The following is a 16,252-nucleotide window of genomic DNA, read 5'->3' as shown; positions in this document are numbered from 1 at the left end:
CAGCAAGGTCAGGGCCTTGAGGTCAGACCTGATCTACCCCGTGCGGCATCCGGGCTAAACTGGCGCCCACGCCATCCATCCTCCCAGACATGCGCATCCTGATTGCCGAAGATGACGAACTCATTGCGGACGCACTGACGCGAGCGCTCAAGCGTGCCGGGTACGCCGTGGATCACGCGGCCACGGGTACCGAGGCCGATGCGGCACTGGCCTCACAGCCCTACGATCTGTTGGTGCTGGACCTGGGCCTGCCGCGCATGTCGGGCATCGAAGTCCTGCAGCGTCTGCGCAACCGCAAGTCGACCTGCCCGGTACTTATCCTCACCGCACGCGATGCGGTGCAGGACCGGGTGACGGGACTCGACGCCGGTGCCGACGACTATCTCACCAAGCCTTTTGCCTTGCCCGAACTCGAAGCCCGGGTGCGTGCGCTGACGCGCCGTGGCACGGGGCAAGGGCGCGTCGTCACGCTGGGCGCCTTGCATTACGACCAGGCGGATCGCTCGGTGACGGTGGATGGCCATCTGCTGGATCTCTCAGCGCGCGAGGCAGGGGTGCTCGAAGTCTTGCTGCTGCGTGCGGGCAGACTGGTGAGCAAGGAGCATCTGGTGGATCACCTCTGTGGCTGGGGCGAGGAGGTGTCGTTGAACGCGATCGAGGTGTACGTGCACCGTTTGCGCAAGAAGCTCGAAACAAGCGGGCTGCGTATCACGACCGTGCGCGGCCTCGGCTATTGCCTTGAAAAACCGGATGCGGTCAGTGGTCTCTAGGCCGACCGTCGTTTGTCGGCCTTGCCATGCTGGATAACATGCGGCTGTCCCGCCTGCTCTATCGCCTGCGTGGCGGGCGAGGCGGGGCACGTACGCCCGACGGGTCTCCCTCTGCGTCTTACTCGCTGTTCGGAGAGATTCTTGACTGGATGCTCGCGCCACTGCTTTTCCTGTGGCCGATCTCCATCATCCTGACGTATGACGTCGCACTGCATATCGCCAACCAGCCCTACGACCAGGCCTTGGCCGATCAGGTGCGCGCGCTGTCACGGCAAGTGCTGATCGCGAGCGACGGCAGCGTGAATATCGAGCTGTCGAGCTCCGCCAGCCGGCTGCTGCGCTCCGATACCGAAGACACCATCTATTACCAGATTCTCGCGCCCGATGGCCGCTTGCTGGCGGGCGACAGCGAGGTGCCTGCGCCTGATGACGAAGTGGTCCGCAATGTCGGTCGCATTGTCTTTCGCGATGCCGACATTCATGGTGAAGATATCCGCGTGGCATCGCTGGCGCTGCGTGAATCAGTGACCCGGCGCGCGACCTCGGCAGAAGATGAGCGCTTTACGGTCGTACAGGTCGCCGAGACGCGCAACAAGCGCAGCTCGCTGTCTTCGCGCATTGTGTCGGGCGTGCTCTTGCCGCAATTCGCGATCATTCCGCTGGCGGTGTTGCTGGTGTGGTTCGGCTTGTCGCGCGGCATTGCGCCGCTGGGGGGCTTGCAAGGGCTTATCCGCGAACGACGTCCGGGCGATCTGTCTCCGATCCCGCCGGATAGCGTGCCCGAAGAAGTGCGGCCCCTGATCGTGGCTTTCAACGACATGATGGCGCGGCTCGATAGCCTGCTGCATGCGCAGCAGCACTTCATTGCCGATGCCGCACATCAGATGCGCACCCCGCTGGCTGGACTCAAGATGCAGATCGAGTTGGCTGCATCGGAGGTCGAGACTGATCAGATGCGCGCGGCCATGCAGCGCGCCTGGGTCGGTGCAGAGCGCGCTGCGCGCCTCATCAACCAGTTGTTGTCGCTGGCACGCGCCGAAGCCAGTTCGGAAAACGTGCATCGCTTTGATCGTATCGACATGGCGCAGCTCGTGCGCGAGTGCGTGTCGGACTGCGTGCCGCTGGCGCTCCGGAAGGGCATAGACCTGGGAGTGGATCTGGGCGGCGATCTCGTTGCAGCAAGCGAGCAGGGCGAGGGCAATATCTATCTGGAAGGCAGCGAAGTGCTGCTCCGTGAATTGCTGACCAACCTGGTCGACAACGCCATCAAGTACACGCCCGCCGGGGGGCAGGTAACGGTCTCCTTGCAGCGGGCGGGCTGGCAGCGCGAAGCCGAGGACGGGGTGCCCGGCAGCACCGTCGAGTGTGCCGTGTTGAGCGTGATGGACAATGGCCCCGGCATTGCCGTCGACGAACGCGAAAAGGTCTTCCAGCGTTTCTATCGCGTACTGGGCACAGGCGCCGAAGGCAGTGGCCTTGGCCTGGCCATCGTGCGTGAGGTAGCGGAGTTGCATGGGGGTGAAGTCAGCCTGCACGACAATCCCCTTGCCAGCGGGCTGCTGGTGCAAGTCGTGTTCCCTGTCCGGCATGTTGCTGCACTGCAGGCAACGGTCGATACCGAAGATCTGCCCGCTACCTGAGCGTCACCGCATATCAGGGCAGGTCCCTCTGCCCTCGACTTGAGCGCCAAAGCCCCCGATAATCGCGGCTTCCCCAATCCATCGCCCTTGCGGCGCCTGCCTCGATGCAGCAAGTCCTCCCTGAGCAACAGAGCTTCGATACCAAAGCGTTCCGTCGTGCGCTTGGCATGTTTGCCACGGGTATCACTGTCATGACTACCCGCGCTGCAGACGGGTCACCTGTTGGCCTGACCGTCAACTCATTCAATGCTGTATCGCTGACGCCGCCCATGATCGTGTGGAGTCTGTCACGACACCTGTCACAGCGGGACGCCTTCGAGCCTTGTCGGCATTACGCTGTGAACGTGCTTTCGGCTGATCAAGTGGAGCTGTCGCGTTTGTTTGCCGGCAAGGCTACGGACAAGTTCAGCACGCTGGAGTGGGATGAAGGCATCGATGGCGTGCCATTGCTGCGGGGGTGCTGTGCACACTTCGAGGTGCGTAACGAGATTCGGCATGACGGTGGCGACCATCTGGTGTTCCTCAGCGAAGTGCTGCGCTTCGAGCGTTTCGAGCGCGATCCCTTGCTGTATTTCTCGGGCCATTATCGTCATATGGCGCCGTTGCCTTGATGTCTCTGCCGCGTGCGTGCACGGGCGTGCCGGAGCGCTGTCAATACGCGCGGCTGGCCGTTTTGTAGGGCTATTCCGCCTCCCCCGGGTGTGGCAATCGTGGCATGATTCGCCCGGTTGCGTGGGCCTTTGCGAGGGTGTGGTGAAGGAACGGTATGGCAGATGATGACGAGTTGCAGTTCACCGACGACGACGTGCCGGATGGCGCAGCGTTGGCGTTGGAGCGCGCGCAGCTTGCAAGCTGGCGTGTGCTGATCGTCGACGACGATCCTGACGTGCATGCTGCGACGGAATTTGCATTGCGCGATGTACTCGTTCTCGATCGGCCCTTGCAATTCTTCCACGCCAATTCGGCCGCCAGTGCCCATGCCTTGCTGCAGCAGGAGCCGGACATCGCTGTCATCGTGCTCGACGTGGTCATGGAGCAGGATGACGCCGGCTTGCGGCTGGTGCGCATCATTCGCGATGAACTCAAGCTGCACGAGACGCGCATCATCCTGCGCACGGGTCAGCCCGGCTATGCGCCGGAGATGCAGGCCATCCGCGACTACGACATCAACGACTACAAGACCAAGTCGGAGCTGACGCGCACCAAGCTGTTCACGTCGCTGACGTCTGCGATCCGCTCTTACGACCAGATCCATTCGATCAACCGCAATCGGCGCTCGCTCGACAGCGTGGTGCGCTGGACCAGCGAGTTGATGGCCTTGTCGGGCATTCACGAATTCGCGGCCGGCGCCATCGAGCGCCTCGCCGAACTGCTGGGTGCGCGCGCCGATGGTCTGATCTGTGCGCAATACGCGCCGAGCCAGTACGGCAGCAATGATGGCATCGTCGTCATTGCGGCTGCGGGACGCTACGCCGACTATGCCAATCGTTCGCTCGCTGAAGTGGATGATGCGGCTGTGCGCGAGGCAGTGCTGCGCTGCGTCGACACCGAGCAGAACAGCTACACGCCGACTGGATCGGTGCTGTTCCTGCTGGGGCGTGAGCGTTGCCGCCTGGTGGCTTTCATCGACGCCGGCGCGCCTATCGATGCGGACAGCCGCGCGCTGGTCGATCTGCTGTGCGCCAATATCGCTGTCGGCCTCGACAACACTTTGCTGTTTGCGCGCCTGCACAGCCACGCCTATACCGATCCGCTGACCTCCCTGCCCAATCGCCTGAGCCTGATCGAACAACTCGATCAGCGTCTGGGCGCGCAGGACAGTGCGCGCTACACGCTGGCGCTGATCGACATCGATCATTTTGCCGAGGCCAACGATGCGTTGGGTCACGGTTTTGGCGACCAGTTGCTGCGCGCCGTGGCGCAACGTCTGCTCGCTGCGCTGGGTAGTCGCTGTCAGTTCTCGCGCATTTCCGGCGACACGTTTGCGGCGCTGGGCCTGGTCGAGGATCTGATGCCTGCGCATCTGCTGGCGCTGTTCAGCGATCCTTTCATCATCGAAGGTCAGGAAATGATGCTGACCGTCACCATCGGCGTCGCGCATCTTGCCGACATCGATGGCAATGGCATAGATGCGGTGAAGGGTGCCAACATTGCCCTGCGCCGGGCCAAGACAGGCAACCGCGGCGAGTACAGCTTCTACACGCGCGACATGGCGGTCGACATCCGTGAGCGCGTGCGCCTGTTGCAGGCCCTGCGCCATGCCATCGAACGGCAACGGTTGTTTCTCGTGTATCAACCGCAGCTCGAACTGGGCAGTGGCAAGGTCTGTGGCATCGAAGCGCTGTTGCGCTGGCGCACGGAAGATGGCCAGTTGATTCCTCCTGACCGTTTCATCCCGATCGCCGAACACTCCGGCATGATCGTCAAGATCGGCGACTGGGTCATGCGCATGGCGTGCTTCCAGCAGGCAGAGCTGGCGCGGCATGGATTCGGTCAGCTGCGTGTTGGCATCAATGTCTCTGTCATTCAGTTGCGGCACCCCAGATTCCTCTCCTCGCTGTCGATGGCACTGAGTGATAGCGGGGCTGACCCGGGATTCGTCGAACTGGAGGTCACCGAGTCGGTGGCCATGGAAGAGGCAGACTTCATCAGCCGTATGCTGGATCAGATCAAGGCGCTTGGCGTGCGCATTGCGCTCGACGATTTCGGCACCGGCTTCTCTTCGCTTTCCTACCTGCAGCGCCTGAACATCGATCGCCTGAAGATTGATCGTGCGTTTATCAACGACATCTGTTCGCAGGATCGCGCACGGCGTATTCCAGAGCTGGTCATCCAGCTTGGTCAGAAACTGGGCTTCTCGGTCATTGCCGAAGGGGTCGAGCTGCAGGAGCAGGTGGACGCCCTCAAGAGCATGGGCTGTGACGAAGCCCAAGGCTATTTCTATGCGCGGCCAATGGAAGTGCCGATGCTGATCGAATGGCTTTCGGCACGCAAGGCATGAGCGCTGCATCGCAGCGCTCCGTCAGAAGATCAAGATCCTAGTCGACTTCGGGAAGGGTTGAAGGCATGCGCAGTGCACCGTCGGGCCTGACAGTTCGTCGCGCCATCGTGGCTGCTGTGCTGTTGGGTGTCATGCTGCCCGCCATGCTGGTGGGGGCTCATCAGGCTCGCCAGCTTTACCGACGCCTCGGCGAAAGTATCGATGCAGTGCTTACGCGCGAGGCCAGCGTCGTTGCGCTCGGCGTACGCGAAAGTCTGTGGGCGCTGGACGTGGATAGCGCCCGGACGCTGGTCGAAGCAGTGGCAGACGATCCCGCTGTGGTCAGCATCGAGGTGCAAGATCTGCAACATGGCCGCTTTGCATTCGCCGAGCGTGCGGCGCGGCGCGGCGTGGCCAATGTACATTCTGTCGAGAAGGTCGTATCGCATCGCGGCGAGGAAATCGGTCGCGTGCGCCTGGAAATTACCGAAGAGCCTTTCCTGCAGCAGCTGCGTGGCCAGTTGCTGGCGCTTGGAAGTACGCTGCTGATCCAGATCGTCGGCAGCATCCTGTTGATTCTCGCGGTGCTGCACAAGCGCATTTCGTTTCCGCTGCAACGGCTGTCGCAAGAGGCGGCACGACTGGCGCATGGAGACTTGAACGACCCGATCGTGCCCCTGCGGCATGATGAGATCGGCGAGGTCGAATCCCAACTGGAAATCACGCGACGTGCCCTGAAGGGATTGATCGCCTCGCTTGAACAGAAGAACCTGGCGCTGGAACTGGATCTGCATGAACGCACCAAGGTCGAAGAAGCCTTGCGCGACAGCGAGCAGAAGTTCTCCTCGCTGTTCCACCTGTCACCCATTCCTCTGGCATTGATGCGACGGGCTGACTGGACCTATCTTGACGTCAATAGTGCACTCGCACACGAGTTGGGCGTAGCGGCCGAGGACATGATAGGCACGAACTCGGCGAGTCTCGATTTCTACGCCGATGCCGGCGAGCGCCAGAGGCTTTACGCGCAACTCGATCGCGACGGGCGGGTGGATGACTACGAGGCGCGCTTGCAGAAGCGTGACGGTTCCATCATCGACTGCCAGATTCATTTGCGCATCCTGCAAATGGATGAGCCATGCATCCTGGCGGCGACGGTAGACATCTCGCCGCTCCGCTCCGCGCAGCGCAAGGTTGAAGAGCTCAACCTGTCGCTTGAGCAACGCGTCGTCGAACGTACGCGCGCACTTGCCGACGCCAATCATGAACTCGAGACCGCTGTTGAACGGTTGCGGCGTACCCATACCGAGCTGGTGCAGTCGGAGAAGCTGGCTGCACTTGGCTCGCTAGTGGCGGGCATTGCGCATGAGTTGAACACGCCTATCGGCAACAGCCTGATGGTCGCCAGCACCTTGCGCGACATCGGCAAGGATTTCCGGCAAGGCATGGCGGGCGGGCTCAAACGCTCGACGCTGGATAATTTTGTCACGGAGACGGAGTCGGCAGCGGACATCATGGTGCGCAATCTCGTCGTGGCAGGCGAGTTGATCACCAGTTTCAAACAGGTCGCCGTCGACCAGACCAGTTCGCAGCGGCGCGGTTTTTCCTTGCGTGAAGTGGTGCGCGAGATCGTCGTGACGGTGCAGCCTACCTTCCGCAAGACGCAGTATGTGATCGAGGAGGAGATTCCCGAGGGGATCTGGCTCGATAGCTATCCCGGGCCTTTTGGTCAGGTTGTAACCAACCTGCTTAACAACACCCTGCTACATGCTTTCGATGGTCGTGAGCGGGGCGTCGTGCGCCTGACAGCGGAGATCGATGATGCCTTTGTCATCTTCCGGTGCGCCGATGACGGCGTAGGCATCAATCCGCTGCATCTGAACAAGATCTTCGATCCCTTCTTCACGACCAAGCTCGGCAAGCGCGGTACGGGTCTGGGACTCAACATTGCGCACAACATCGTAACGGGTGTGCTGGGCGGCGAAATCACCGTCGATAGCGAGCCGGACTTTGGCACCAGCTTCAGCTTGCGTATGCCTCTATGTGCGCCACGCCGCGGAGGCAGTGAGGTCGCTGGCGTCGAAGACAACGAGATCGTCTAGGACGGCGTTGCCTGCAGCAACGAACCCTGGGCATTGTCGGCATGGCCGGGCTGCGCCAGCCAGCGTTGCAGGAGCCGGTATTTTTCTGCATCGAACCGGCGCTCGGGCGCGCTCATGCAGGCAAGGGCTTCCTCATGCGTATTGAATGAGCCGAGGTGGCACCACTGGTCGAACACATGAAAAGCCGAACGCGAATGCGCTTCATCCTGTTCGGCGAAAATGGTCGGCCCAGGGTATGGCCAGGTGCGTAGCTTCAGGCCGGCAAGTGCCGTCAGCAGTCGCAGGTCGTGCTCGGCAGCGGTTTCCTTTCCCGCACACACGCCCGCGCATTTGCCAAGCGCATGTGAATGACAGGCGCCCTTGCCGATCTCGAGACCAACTCGGCGCGGACACAGCCGGTTCTTGGCCACCACGTCGCGCAGCAATTTCTTTGCTTCCAGCTCGCCTCGCAGGCAACCAAATGTGTCGCCCCAGTTCAGCGGGTCACTGGCACTCAACTCCTGTAGTTGCAGTGGCGGGTCGGCTTGCAGAGTGAAGCGCCAGCCCCATGCGGCCTCTTGCCTCGGCTTGAACCGTGGTTCATGACGTGCGAGCTGCAGCTCCCTTAGCGAGGCATCCAGCTCGCCTGCAGTCGGGAATGTCTCGACATGCTGTACGCCCGTGGTGCGTTTCTTCGTGCGTGCGTCGGCCTTGCGCGCGGTGAACAGGCCAAGTACGTCGGCGCGCAGGTTGCGCGAGTGGCCGATCTCGAGTGCATGGCCGTGCGCGTTACGGAACACGAAGACACCGGCGCACTCGGGCAAGGCCTCGAGATCGCCCGCTGGCAAGCGTGGCTGGGGGGCATCTGACAGGGCACGAGACCAGGCGCGTGTCACGGCTTCGGCGGATTGATCGCGGCGGCTTTCCTGCAGGAATTGCCAGACGATCTGTGCATCATCCAGCGCACGATGGCGCGAGGAGATCGCGTAGCCGTGACGTTCGATGATGGCGTCCAGGCCGTGACGCGGGAATTGCGGGTAGAGCGCGCGCGAGAATTTCACGGAGCACAAGGCGGGCGCGTGGAAGCTCTCGCCGATCTGTTCGAAAGCCGCTCGCAGGAAGTTGTAGTCGAAGCGCACGTTATGCGCGACGAATATGGCGTCGGCCAGGCGTTGTCGAACGGCAGTGGCGACGTTGGCAAAACCCGGCGCGTCGGCCACCATCTCGTCGCTGATGCCGATCAGCTCCTGGATGCGCCAGGGAATCGGTATGCCGGGATTGACCAGCGTGGACCATTGCTCGATCAGCGTGTCGCCTTCCGTGATGAGGATGGCGATTTCCGTGATGCGATCCCGTGTCGGGTCCGCCCCGGTGGTCTCCAGGTCAACAATGGCGAGGCGGGGATAGTGCATGGGTGCCGCGGTGACCTGGCACCGATTGACGAGAGTGTGGAGCGGGGCGCAGTGCATGCGCCCATGCTTGCCGTGACGAGGTCAGACTTCGCTTTGATAAGGGTAGGCCTTCTGGGCCACCGTTGATTCGCGCTGCGCTTTCTGTGTGGCGAGTTCCTGGGGCTTGTCCCACCAAAGCGCGCGACCCTTGCGTTGCTCTTCGCGCTCTTCGGGATGGGCCTCCATCCATTCGCGCATGAATTTGGTGTGTTCGGATTCGTAGATGGCCATGGTGGTTCCGGTGCTGGCTTGAGTTGCGTAAAAGGTCAGTTCTTGCGGTCGGTGGCCGGCTTGTCCGTTGGCTTGTCGGCGCGGATGCGGTTGATACGCACCACTTCCGGCGTGCGGCGCACGGCGCGCATGATACGCGCCAGGTGCAGGCGGTTATGCACTTGCAAGACGAAATTGATGATGGTGTGCGGGCCGCGCTCGCTGTCCATCGCTACCGACTGGATGTTCGACTCCTGATCGGCGATGGCGGCTGCGACGCGTGCCAGCACGCCACGACGATGCTCGACGAGCACACGGATGGTGACGTCGAACATGCGCTCGGTGCCGAGTTCCCATTCCACGTCGATCCAGCGGTCGCGGTCAGCAGAGTGATTGCGGGTCAGTACGGGGCAGTCGTTGACGTGCACCTCGAGGCCTTGCCCCTTGCGGATCATGCCGACGATAGGATCGCCAGGAATCGGGCGACAGCAGCGCGCCATCTGTACCGCCATGCCTTCGCCACCATGAATCAGGATCGGGCTGCTATTGCGCGGTTTGGCACTTTCGCCTTCAACGCTGCTGGCGGTGAGGCCTGCCTGCAGGTCTTGCAGTCGACGCGCTACAACGGCGGCGAGACGTTTGCCCAGGCCGATGTCGGTCAGGATGTCGTCGCGCTGCTTGATGCCATTTTCCTTGAGCAGCTTGTCCCACGCCGCCGTGCCCATGTCAGCGAGCACGTAACCATGAGGGCGCAGCGCCTGGACCAGCAGTCGCTCGCCGAGGCTTGATGCCTCTTCCTGCTGCGCGCTCTTGAGGAAGTGGCGGATTTCCGCGCGCGCCTTGCCAGTACGCACATATGACAGCCATGCCGGATTCGGGCTGGCGTGGCCCGCCGTGACGATCTCGACCTGATCGCCGTTCTTCAGCTCGGTGCGTAGCGGCAGCAGCTCACCATTGATGCGGCAGGCAACGCAGCAGTTACCGATGTCGGTGTGCACCGCGTAGGCAAAGTCCACCGAGGTGGCGCCACGCGGCAGGTTGTAGATCTTGCCCTTGGGCGAAAAGATGAATACGTCACCCGGGAAGAGATCAATCTTGACGTGTTCCAGGAACTCGCTGGAGTCACCCGAAGCAGTCTGCAGCTCGAGCAGCGACTGCAACCAGTTATGCGTCTTGCGTTGCAGGTCGGACAGCGATTGAGAGTCGTCCTTGTACAGCCAGTGTGAGGCGACCCCGCTTTCCGCCACCGTATGCATGTCGACGGTACGGATCTGCACTTCGACCGGCATGCCCATTGGGCCGATGATGGTCGTGTGGATCGACTGGTAGCCGTTCGCCTTGGGGATGGCGATGTAGTCCTTGAACTTGCCCGGAACAGGCTTGTATAGCTCATGCAGAGCGCCAAGCGCCAGATAGCAGCTCGGCAGATCCTTCACGAGGATGCGGAAGCCATAAATATCCAGTACCTGAGACAGCGACAGACGCTTCTCGACCATCTTGCGATAGATGCCGAACAGGTGCTTCTCGCGGCCGTAAACTTCGGCATCCACGTTCCAGGCCGGCAGGCGCTCCTGGATGCTGCGCATCAGGCGCGCGACGACTTCGCGGCGATCGCCGCGCGACTCCTTGAGCGCCTTGCTCAGCACGCGATAGCGTGTCGGGTAGCTGTTCTTGAAAGACAGCTCCTGCAGTTCGCGATAAAGCGTGTTCAGTCCGAGCCGGTTGGCGATCGGCGCATAGATCTCCAGCGTTTCGCGCGCAATGCGGCGGCGTTTGTCGGGACGAACTGCACCGAGCGTGCGCATATTGTGCAGGCGGTCGGCCAGTTTGATGAGAATGACGCGCACATCGCGCGCCATGGCCAGGAACATCTTGCGGTAGTTCTCGGCCTGGGCTTCCTCGTACGAACGGAACTCGATGCGGTCGAGCTTCGAGACGCCATCCACAAGATCTGCTGCGATCTTGCCGAATTCCTTGGCGATGTCGTCCTTGGTGATGTCGCAATCTTCCATGACATCGTGCAGCAGGCCACCAATCAAGGCATGCGCATCAAGGTGCCATTGGGCGAGGATTTCGGCGACGGCCAGCGGATGCGATACATAAGGATCGCCGCTGATGCGGAATTGCCCGGCATGGGCGCGCACTGACATCTGGAAGGCCGCTTCGAGCCGTTCCACATCTTCCGGTTTGAGATAACGCGATGCCTGCAGGCGCAGGCGAGAAAACTCGATGGCTTCGTTCGAGACCTGCTCAACGGAGGGCGCTGTGTCATCGTTGGCCTGTACCAGCGAGACAGCCGGCTGCAGGATTCTCGGGGAAGTGGGTTCGTGCGCGGCAGATTTCATGGCGCGCTCACTTCCATCCCCTCACCCGCAGGGCGAGGGGAACAGATCAGGCTTCGGGAGAAGGAATGCGGGCGGATACCCAAGCGAAGTCCTCCAGATGCCGGTCTACTGTCAGGACTGACTGCGTCCGAGAACTTCGCGGCCCACTTTGCCCGCTGCAATTTCACGCAGGGCGATAACCGTGGGTTTGTCGCGTTCTGCTTCCACATGCGGCGTGCTGCCGGAAGCCAGCTGACGTGCGCGATAAGTCGCAGCCAATGTCAGCTCAAAACGGTTGGAAAACTTCTGCAGGCAATCTTCAATGGTGATACGGGCCATGGTGTACTCCGGGAAAAACAAAAAAAAGCAAAAAACAGGCGGTAACAACCCAGACAACAGCGGCACATCAAGCATGTGCGCGGAAGGCGGCGCCAGCAAATAACAACGCCTCACGCCCATTTTGTATGGACATGAACCTGCTGCAAGAGTGCCTCTATTGACCGAGGTTGTCGACGAATACCTCGGGGTTGCGCGCTCGCGTCTGCGTCGTACGCAACCGGGCGGCGCGTACGACGACACGCAGATCGCTGAGCGCTTCCTGCAAGTCATTGTTAATTATAGCGTAGTCGAATTCCGTTACGCGGCGCATTTCGTCGCGCGCAGCAGACAGCCGGCGTTCGATGACTTCCTGACTATCTGTGCCGCGACCGCGCAGGCGGGTTTCAAGTACGGCAAAGGAAGGTGGCATGATGAAGATGCTCACTGGTTCGTCGAATTGCTTCCGCACCTGTTCCGCGCCCTGCCAGTCGATTTCGAGCAGCACGTCCTGCCCCTTGGCCAGTTGTTGCTGTAGCCAGGGACGGGAGGTTGCATAGAAGTTGCCATGCACTTCGGCCCATTCCAGGAATTCGCCCGCATCGCGCATGGCCTCGAAACGTGCCTGGCTGACGAAGTTGTAGGCCACGCCATCGACTTCGCCTTCACGCGGCGCGCGCGTTGTGTAGGAAACGGACAGGCGGATGGCGGAGTCGTTTCGCAGCAGGGCACGCACCAGAGTGGTCTTGCCAGCGCCCGATGGCGCAGAAACGATGAAGAGAATACCGGTCATAGTGGCTCGGCGCGGGCACGTGGTGCCCATGTCCAGGTCAGGTGCGAAAGACTCGCGGTGTGAGGAACAGTGACGCTCCCCGAAGAATTTCGGAAACCTACCCTCAAATGCCTGATTTCTCAGTTCAAGCCGTTGATCTTAAAGAAGATAGCGGCTGCTTCGAGGCTGTTCCCGCAATTTACTACACAAACCCGCAGCATTGCGGCTGCCGCAGCAATTTTAGCAAATCGGCAAGTATGGCCCTTTGCCCGTGAGCAGTGCTCGTGACTCTTTGTCTGGCGGCCCCATGCAGCTTGCGCAAGAATGAAGGCCCCGGCACGTTTTTTGAATGACGCGAGCGGTCTGCTTGTCAGCTTCATATCCGGTGTCATAATCGGGCCACAAAAAGAAACAATCATGCGTAGTCGCAACTCGCATGAATGATGGGTCTTGTGTCAGAGCCGCGTCGGCGGCATGGATCACCTTAAACGGGAGAAGTAATGTTCAGGCCCAGTTTCACGAATGGCCGCACTGCCTTGGCGCGATTTGCTGCGATCCTCGGTCTGGCTGCGGTTGCTACGCCGGCATCGGCATCTTTTCTTTCCGGTGATGCGCTCGATGCTGCTGCAACCGGCATAGCCTGGTTTGTCGTGGTGGTGGTTCCCATCGTGGCCGTCGTGCTGTTCTGGATCGTTCACGTCATGCCCGAGAAGATTGCGCACAAGCGCCATCACCCGCAGAAGGATGCGATCCACACGCTGTGTCTGTTGTCACTCGTATTCGGCGGCTTGCTGTGGCCGTTCGCATGGCTGTGGGCCTACACGAAGCCCGTGGCGTACCGGGTGGCGTATGGCACCGAGAAACATGACGACTACTACCACGAGATGGGCGCCAAGGCGAAAGCTGGCGAGATAGTCGCCGAGGAAATTGCCCACCTGAAGCACGAGCTCGACGAGATGGCCGCACGAGGTGTTCTGCCGGCAGGGCTCAAGACATTGCGCAACGAGCTGGCGGCCGTACGCGTCGAGCCTACCGAAAGCGGAAAGGCAGGGGACGCGTAATGGATCTGCTGATACTCGGGATTTACTCCTTCTTCGTCTGGCTGATTTTCATCAAGTTCAAGTGGCTGCCGTGGAACACCACGTCGCAGGTCACCGTTGTCATCATTCCGATCGTCGGGCTGGCCACAATGATCCTGACGCTCAACGTCGTCGCGCCGTCTTCAAACGATGTGCGAGTGATCAAGTACGTCGTGCAGGTCATTCCGCAGGTGAAAGGCCGCGTCATCGAGGTGCCGGTCGAACCCAATCGCCTGGTCAAGAAAGGCGAGTTGCTGTTCCGCATCGATCCGACGCCGTATCAGAATGATCTCAAGGCGGCCAAGGCCCGGCTCGCTGCGGATGAAGCCAAGCTTGAGCAGAGCAGCGCCGGGCTGGTTGATGCGTCTGCAGGCGCGCGTGAATTGCGCGAGCAACTCAAGGCGGCCAGCGGACAGGTTGCCGCCTTGCGGCCGAAGCTGGAGCTGGCGCGTTTGCGCGTGACGCAGAATCGCGAACTCGTGAGCACGGGTGCGGGCGACAAGTTTGCGCTGGAGCAAGCCGAAGCCAATGCGATCGAACTGCAGGCTCAGCTTGCAACGGCGACGGCCAACGAGGCGCAGGTCACGCAGAGGCTGTCGGGTCAGGTAAATGGCGAGCAGGCTACGGTTGCATCGGCACGGGCGCAGATTGCCACCGCCAAGGCGCAGGTGGATGCGAGCCGCGCTGATGTGGCGAGCAAGCAATGGGATCTGGACCAGACCTCGGTGTATGCACCGACCAGTGGTTATGCCATCAACGTACAGTTGCGGCCCGGCTCGTATGTCACCGCATTTCCCGTCGCACCGGCGATGAGCTTTGTCGAGGAGACCTACCAGGTCATCGCCCTGTACAACCAGAACGAACTGGTCGCGGTGGAGCCCGGCAATGAAGCCGAGATCGCGCTGGTCAGTCATCCCGGGCACGTGATCAAGGCGACGGTCGACTCGATCGTCTGGGCACAGGGGCAGGGCCAGGTCATGCAGTCGGGTGGGATACCACAGACGGGTTCTTATCCCCAGGCGCCAGGTCGCTTCCCCGTCAAGCTGAACGTCGCCGAGAAGGATCGCGACCTGTTCCTCGCGGCTGGAGCTACTGGTGACGCCGCGATCTTCACCGAGCATGTAGCCGCGTTGCACATCTTGCGCAAGGTGTTGATCCGCGTCGGCTCGATTACCAACTACCTCGTCCTGAAGCTGCACTGATGGCGACCGATTCGATCATGATCAAGCGCTTGTCCCTGCTGCTCATCGCAGGGGCCGTCGCTGCGTGCGTGACCAAGTCACCGCCTTCGGCTGTCGATATCCAGAAGGAGGCGATGCCGCATACGACCGTGCCTGCTGACTGGAAGGGGCGTGCGGGCGGTTCGCAACCGGTGGTTGACCGATGGCTTGCCTCGTTCAACGACCCGGTGCTGGCGGCCTTGGTCGATGAAGCACTGGCCTACAACGCAGACATCCGGCTCGCTGCCGCGCGTGTCGAGCAGGCGGGTGGCTACGTGAAAGTGGCAGGCGCAGCCTTGTATCCGGCGGTGAACATGCTGGCGCACGGCGGCGGCAAGATGGGGGGTGATGGCTCCGGCCTCACCGGGGTCTTCGTCAGTGCCTCGCTTGAACTGGATGTGTGGGGACGCGTGCGTTACGGCCGGAACGCTGCCCAGGCGCAGTACGCTTCGATCGAAGCCGACTATGCCTATGCGCGTCAGTCGCTCGCCGCGGTGGTCGCCAAGAGTTATTTCCTGGCGATAGAAAGTGGCTTGCAGAAGGGCGTCGCACAGGACATGGTGAAGGCGTCGGACGAGCTGCTGCGCCTTTCGCAGGAGCGCTTGCGTGTCGGCGCTGGTGACGAGAGTGCGGTAGTGGACGCGCGTGCAAACAGCAGCACCTTCCGTGACACCTTGCGCCAGGTCGACTATTCGCGAGATCAGGCTTTGCGAGCGCTCGAGCTGTTGCTGGGACGTTACCCGTCGGCTGAGGTTGCCGTCGCACCGCAACTGGTGAGCGTACCGGCTCCTGCGCCATTGGGCTTGCCTTCAGAATTGCTGGAGCGTCGTCCTGATGTTGTTGCTGCGGAACGGCGCGTGGCGGCTGCTTTCGACCGTGTCGAAGAGGCGAAGGCCGCGCGCTTGCCGCGCATCAGCCTGACCGCTTCCGGAAGCAATGTGTCGAGCGAACTCTTCGTGCTCAAGGACCATGACAATCCGGTGTGGAGTCTGGGTGCGAACCTCGTCGCGCCCCTCTATCAAGGGGGGGCTTTGCAGGCGCAGGTGGAGATTCGCAGTTCCGAGCAGAAACTGGCGGTCGCGGACTATGCCCGCATCGCCCAGCGTGCTTTCAGCGATGTCGAAGGCGCGTTGTCGGCGGAAGGGGCTTTGCGTGACCGTGACGCGATTCTCGTCGACAACGTCAAGAATGTTCAGCGGGCGCTCGATCTTTCGCAGATCCAGTACAAGGTCGGCAAGGCCGACCTGCGCACAGTCGGCCAGCGTCAACTGGCGCTGTACGCAGCGCGTACCTCGCAGATTCACGTCCGGAGCGAACAACTGGCCCAGCGCGTCAATCTGTATCTGGCACTCGGTGGCAGCTTCGAGGCCAGCGACAAAGCTGCGGACAAGACCGCCACGCGCTGATCGCGCG

General features: G+C 61.5%; 13 protein-coding genes. 8 read left to right on the top strand and 5 right to left on the bottom strand.

Annotated elements, in window-relative coordinates:
- Window positions 1-89: 89 nt before the first annotated feature.
- From VVD49_RS03345 to VVD49_RS03325, 5 genes are all read left to right on the top strand, one after another.
- Window positions 90-770 (top strand): response regulator transcription factor, encoded by a 681-nt coding sequence (locus tag VVD49_RS03345; protein WP_327597709.1) that lies wholly within the window; start codon window positions 90-92, stop codon window positions 768-770.
- A gap of 38 nt (window positions 771-808) precedes the next feature.
- Entirely contained in the window at window positions 809-2,410 is a 1,602-nt protein-coding gene (locus VVD49_RS03340) for a sensor histidine kinase (protein ID WP_327597708.1), read from the top strand.
- Window positions 2,411-2,514: 104 nt separating this feature from the next.
- Window positions 2,515-3,021 carry a flavin reductase family protein gene (locus VVD49_RS03335; protein ID WP_327597707.1) on the top strand — a complete coding sequence of 169 codons (507 nt, stop codon included), beginning with the start codon at window positions 2,515-2,517 and terminating at the stop codon, window positions 3,019-3,021.
- Window positions 3,022-3,176: 155 nt separating this feature from the next.
- The gene (locus VVD49_RS03330; protein ID WP_327597706.1) at window positions 3,177-5,411 is read left to right on the top strand and encodes a putative bifunctional diguanylate cyclase/phosphodiesterase; all 2,235 of its coding nucleotides are present in this window, start codon (window positions 3,177-3,179) and stop codon (window positions 5,409-5,411) included.
- A 65-nt stretch (window positions 5,412-5,476) separates the two neighbouring features.
- Window positions 5,477-7,489 carry an ATP-binding protein gene (locus VVD49_RS03325; RefSeq protein WP_327597705.1) on the top strand — a complete coding sequence of 671 codons (2,013 nt, stop codon included), beginning with the start codon at window positions 5,477-5,479 and terminating at the stop codon, window positions 7,487-7,489.
- Here VVD49_RS03325 and VVD49_RS03320 read toward each other — a convergent pair.
- The 5 genes from VVD49_RS03320 to gmk form a co-directional block, all read right to left on the bottom strand.
- Complete coding sequence (locus VVD49_RS03320; protein WP_327597704.1) at window positions 7,486-8,880, bottom strand: exonuclease domain-containing protein; 1,395 nt, start codon at window positions 8,878-8,880, stop codon at window positions 7,486-7,488. The two genes, VVD49_RS03325 and VVD49_RS03320, sit on opposite strands and share 4 nt — an antisense overlap.
- Window positions 8,881-8,961: 81 nt before the next feature.
- Window positions 8,962-9,150: a DUF3460 family protein gene (locus VVD49_RS03315; protein ID WP_327597703.1), complete on the bottom strand. Its 189-nt coding sequence runs from the start codon at window positions 9,148-9,150 to the stop codon at window positions 8,962-8,964.
- 35 nt (window positions 9,151-9,185) lie between these two features.
- Window positions 9,186-11,474, bottom strand: coding sequence for a RelA/SpoT family protein (locus VVD49_RS03310; protein ID WP_327597702.1), 2,289 nt, complete (start codon window positions 11,472-11,474; stop codon window positions 9,186-9,188).
- Between the two features lie 111 nt (window positions 11,475-11,585).
- Window positions 11,586-11,867 (bottom strand): DNA-directed RNA polymerase subunit omega, encoded by a 282-nt coding sequence (gene rpoZ / locus VVD49_RS03305; RefSeq protein WP_465188761.1) that lies wholly within the window; start codon window positions 11,865-11,867, stop codon window positions 11,586-11,588.
- A gap of 79 nt (window positions 11,868-11,946) precedes the next feature.
- Window positions 11,947-12,561, bottom strand: a complete 615-nt coding sequence (gene gmk, locus VVD49_RS03300; protein WP_327597701.1) for a guanylate kinase — start codon at window positions 12,559-12,561, stop codon at window positions 11,947-11,949.
- Window positions 12,562-13,040: 479 nt separating this feature from the next.
- On the opposite strand from gmk, the gene VVD49_RS03295 reads away from it, so the two are divergent.
- From VVD49_RS03295 to VVD49_RS03285, 3 genes are read left to right on the top strand one after another with little or no spacing between them, the layout of a single operon-like run.
- Window positions 13,041-13,601, top strand: coding sequence for a DUF3302 domain-containing protein (locus VVD49_RS03295; RefSeq protein WP_327597700.1), 561 nt, complete (start codon window positions 13,041-13,043; stop codon window positions 13,599-13,601).
- Window positions 13,601-14,821 (top strand): HlyD family secretion protein, encoded by a 1,221-nt coding sequence (locus tag VVD49_RS03290; RefSeq protein ID WP_327597699.1) that lies wholly within the window; start codon window positions 13,601-13,603, stop codon window positions 14,819-14,821. The genes VVD49_RS03295 and VVD49_RS03290 overlap by 1 nt, the downstream gene beginning before the upstream one ends.
- Window positions 14,821-16,245 carry a TolC family protein gene (locus tag VVD49_RS03285; protein ID WP_327597698.1) on the top strand — a complete coding sequence of 475 codons (1,425 nt, stop codon included), beginning with the start codon at window positions 14,821-14,823 and terminating at the stop codon, window positions 16,243-16,245. Before VVD49_RS03290 ends, VVD49_RS03285 begins: the two co-directional genes overlap by 1 nt.
- The last annotated feature ends 7 nt before the right edge of the window (window positions 16,246-16,252 follow it).

The sequence above is a fragment of the Uliginosibacterium silvisoli genome (genome assembly GCF_036017035.1).
In the GTDB taxonomy this organism is placed as follows: domain Bacteria; phylum Pseudomonadota; class Gammaproteobacteria; order Burkholderiales; family Rhodocyclaceae; genus Viridibacterium; species Viridibacterium silvisoli.
The sequence above is the reverse complement of the archived record's forward strand: the minus strand, read 5'-3'. Positions and strand labels throughout refer to the sequence as shown.

Excerpts from the sequence above, each read along its gene's own strand:
- VVD49_RS03345 (WP_327597709.1), top strand. The coding sequence starts at position 90 with ATGCGCATCCTGATTGCCGAAGATGACGAACTCATTGCGGACGCACTG.
- VVD49_RS03340 (WP_327597708.1), top strand. The coding sequence starts at position 809 with ATGCGGCTGTCCCGCCTGCTCTATCGCCTGCGTGGCGGGCGAGGCGGG.
- VVD49_RS03335 (WP_327597707.1), top strand. The coding sequence starts at position 2,515 with ATGCAGCAAGTCCTCCCTGAGCAACAGAGCTTCGATACCAAAGCGTTC.
- VVD49_RS03330 (WP_327597706.1), top strand. The coding sequence starts at position 3,177 with ATGGCAGATGATGACGAGTTGCAGTTCACCGACGACGACGTGCCGGAT.
- VVD49_RS03325 (WP_327597705.1), top strand. The coding sequence starts at position 5,477 with ATGCGCAGTGCACCGTCGGGCCTGACAGTTCGTCGCGCCATCGTGGCT.
- VVD49_RS03320 (WP_327597704.1), bottom strand. The coding sequence starts at position 8,880 with ATGCACTATCCCCGCCTCGCCATTGTTGACCTGGAGACCACCGGGGCG.
- VVD49_RS03315 (WP_327597703.1), bottom strand. The coding sequence starts at position 9,150 with ATGGCCATCTACGAATCCGAACACACCAAATTCATGCGCGAATGGATG.
- VVD49_RS03310 (WP_327597702.1), bottom strand. The coding sequence starts at position 11,474 with ATGAAATCTGCCGCGCACGAACCCACTTCCCCGAGAATCCTGCAGCCG.
- rpoZ (WP_465188761.1), bottom strand. The coding sequence starts at position 11,867 with ATGCTTGATGTGCCGCTGTTGTCTGGGTTGTTACCGCCTGTTTTTTGC.
- gmk (WP_327597701.1), bottom strand. The coding sequence starts at position 12,561 with ATGACCGGTATTCTCTTCATCGTTTCTGCGCCATCGGGCGCTGGCAAG.
- VVD49_RS03295 (WP_327597700.1), top strand. The coding sequence starts at position 13,041 with ATGTTCAGGCCCAGTTTCACGAATGGCCGCACTGCCTTGGCGCGATTT.
- VVD49_RS03290 (WP_327597699.1), top strand. The coding sequence starts at position 13,601 with ATGGATCTGCTGATACTCGGGATTTACTCCTTCTTCGTCTGGCTGATT.
- VVD49_RS03285 (WP_327597698.1), top strand. The coding sequence starts at position 14,821 with ATGGCGACCGATTCGATCATGATCAAGCGCTTGTCCCTGCTGCTCATC.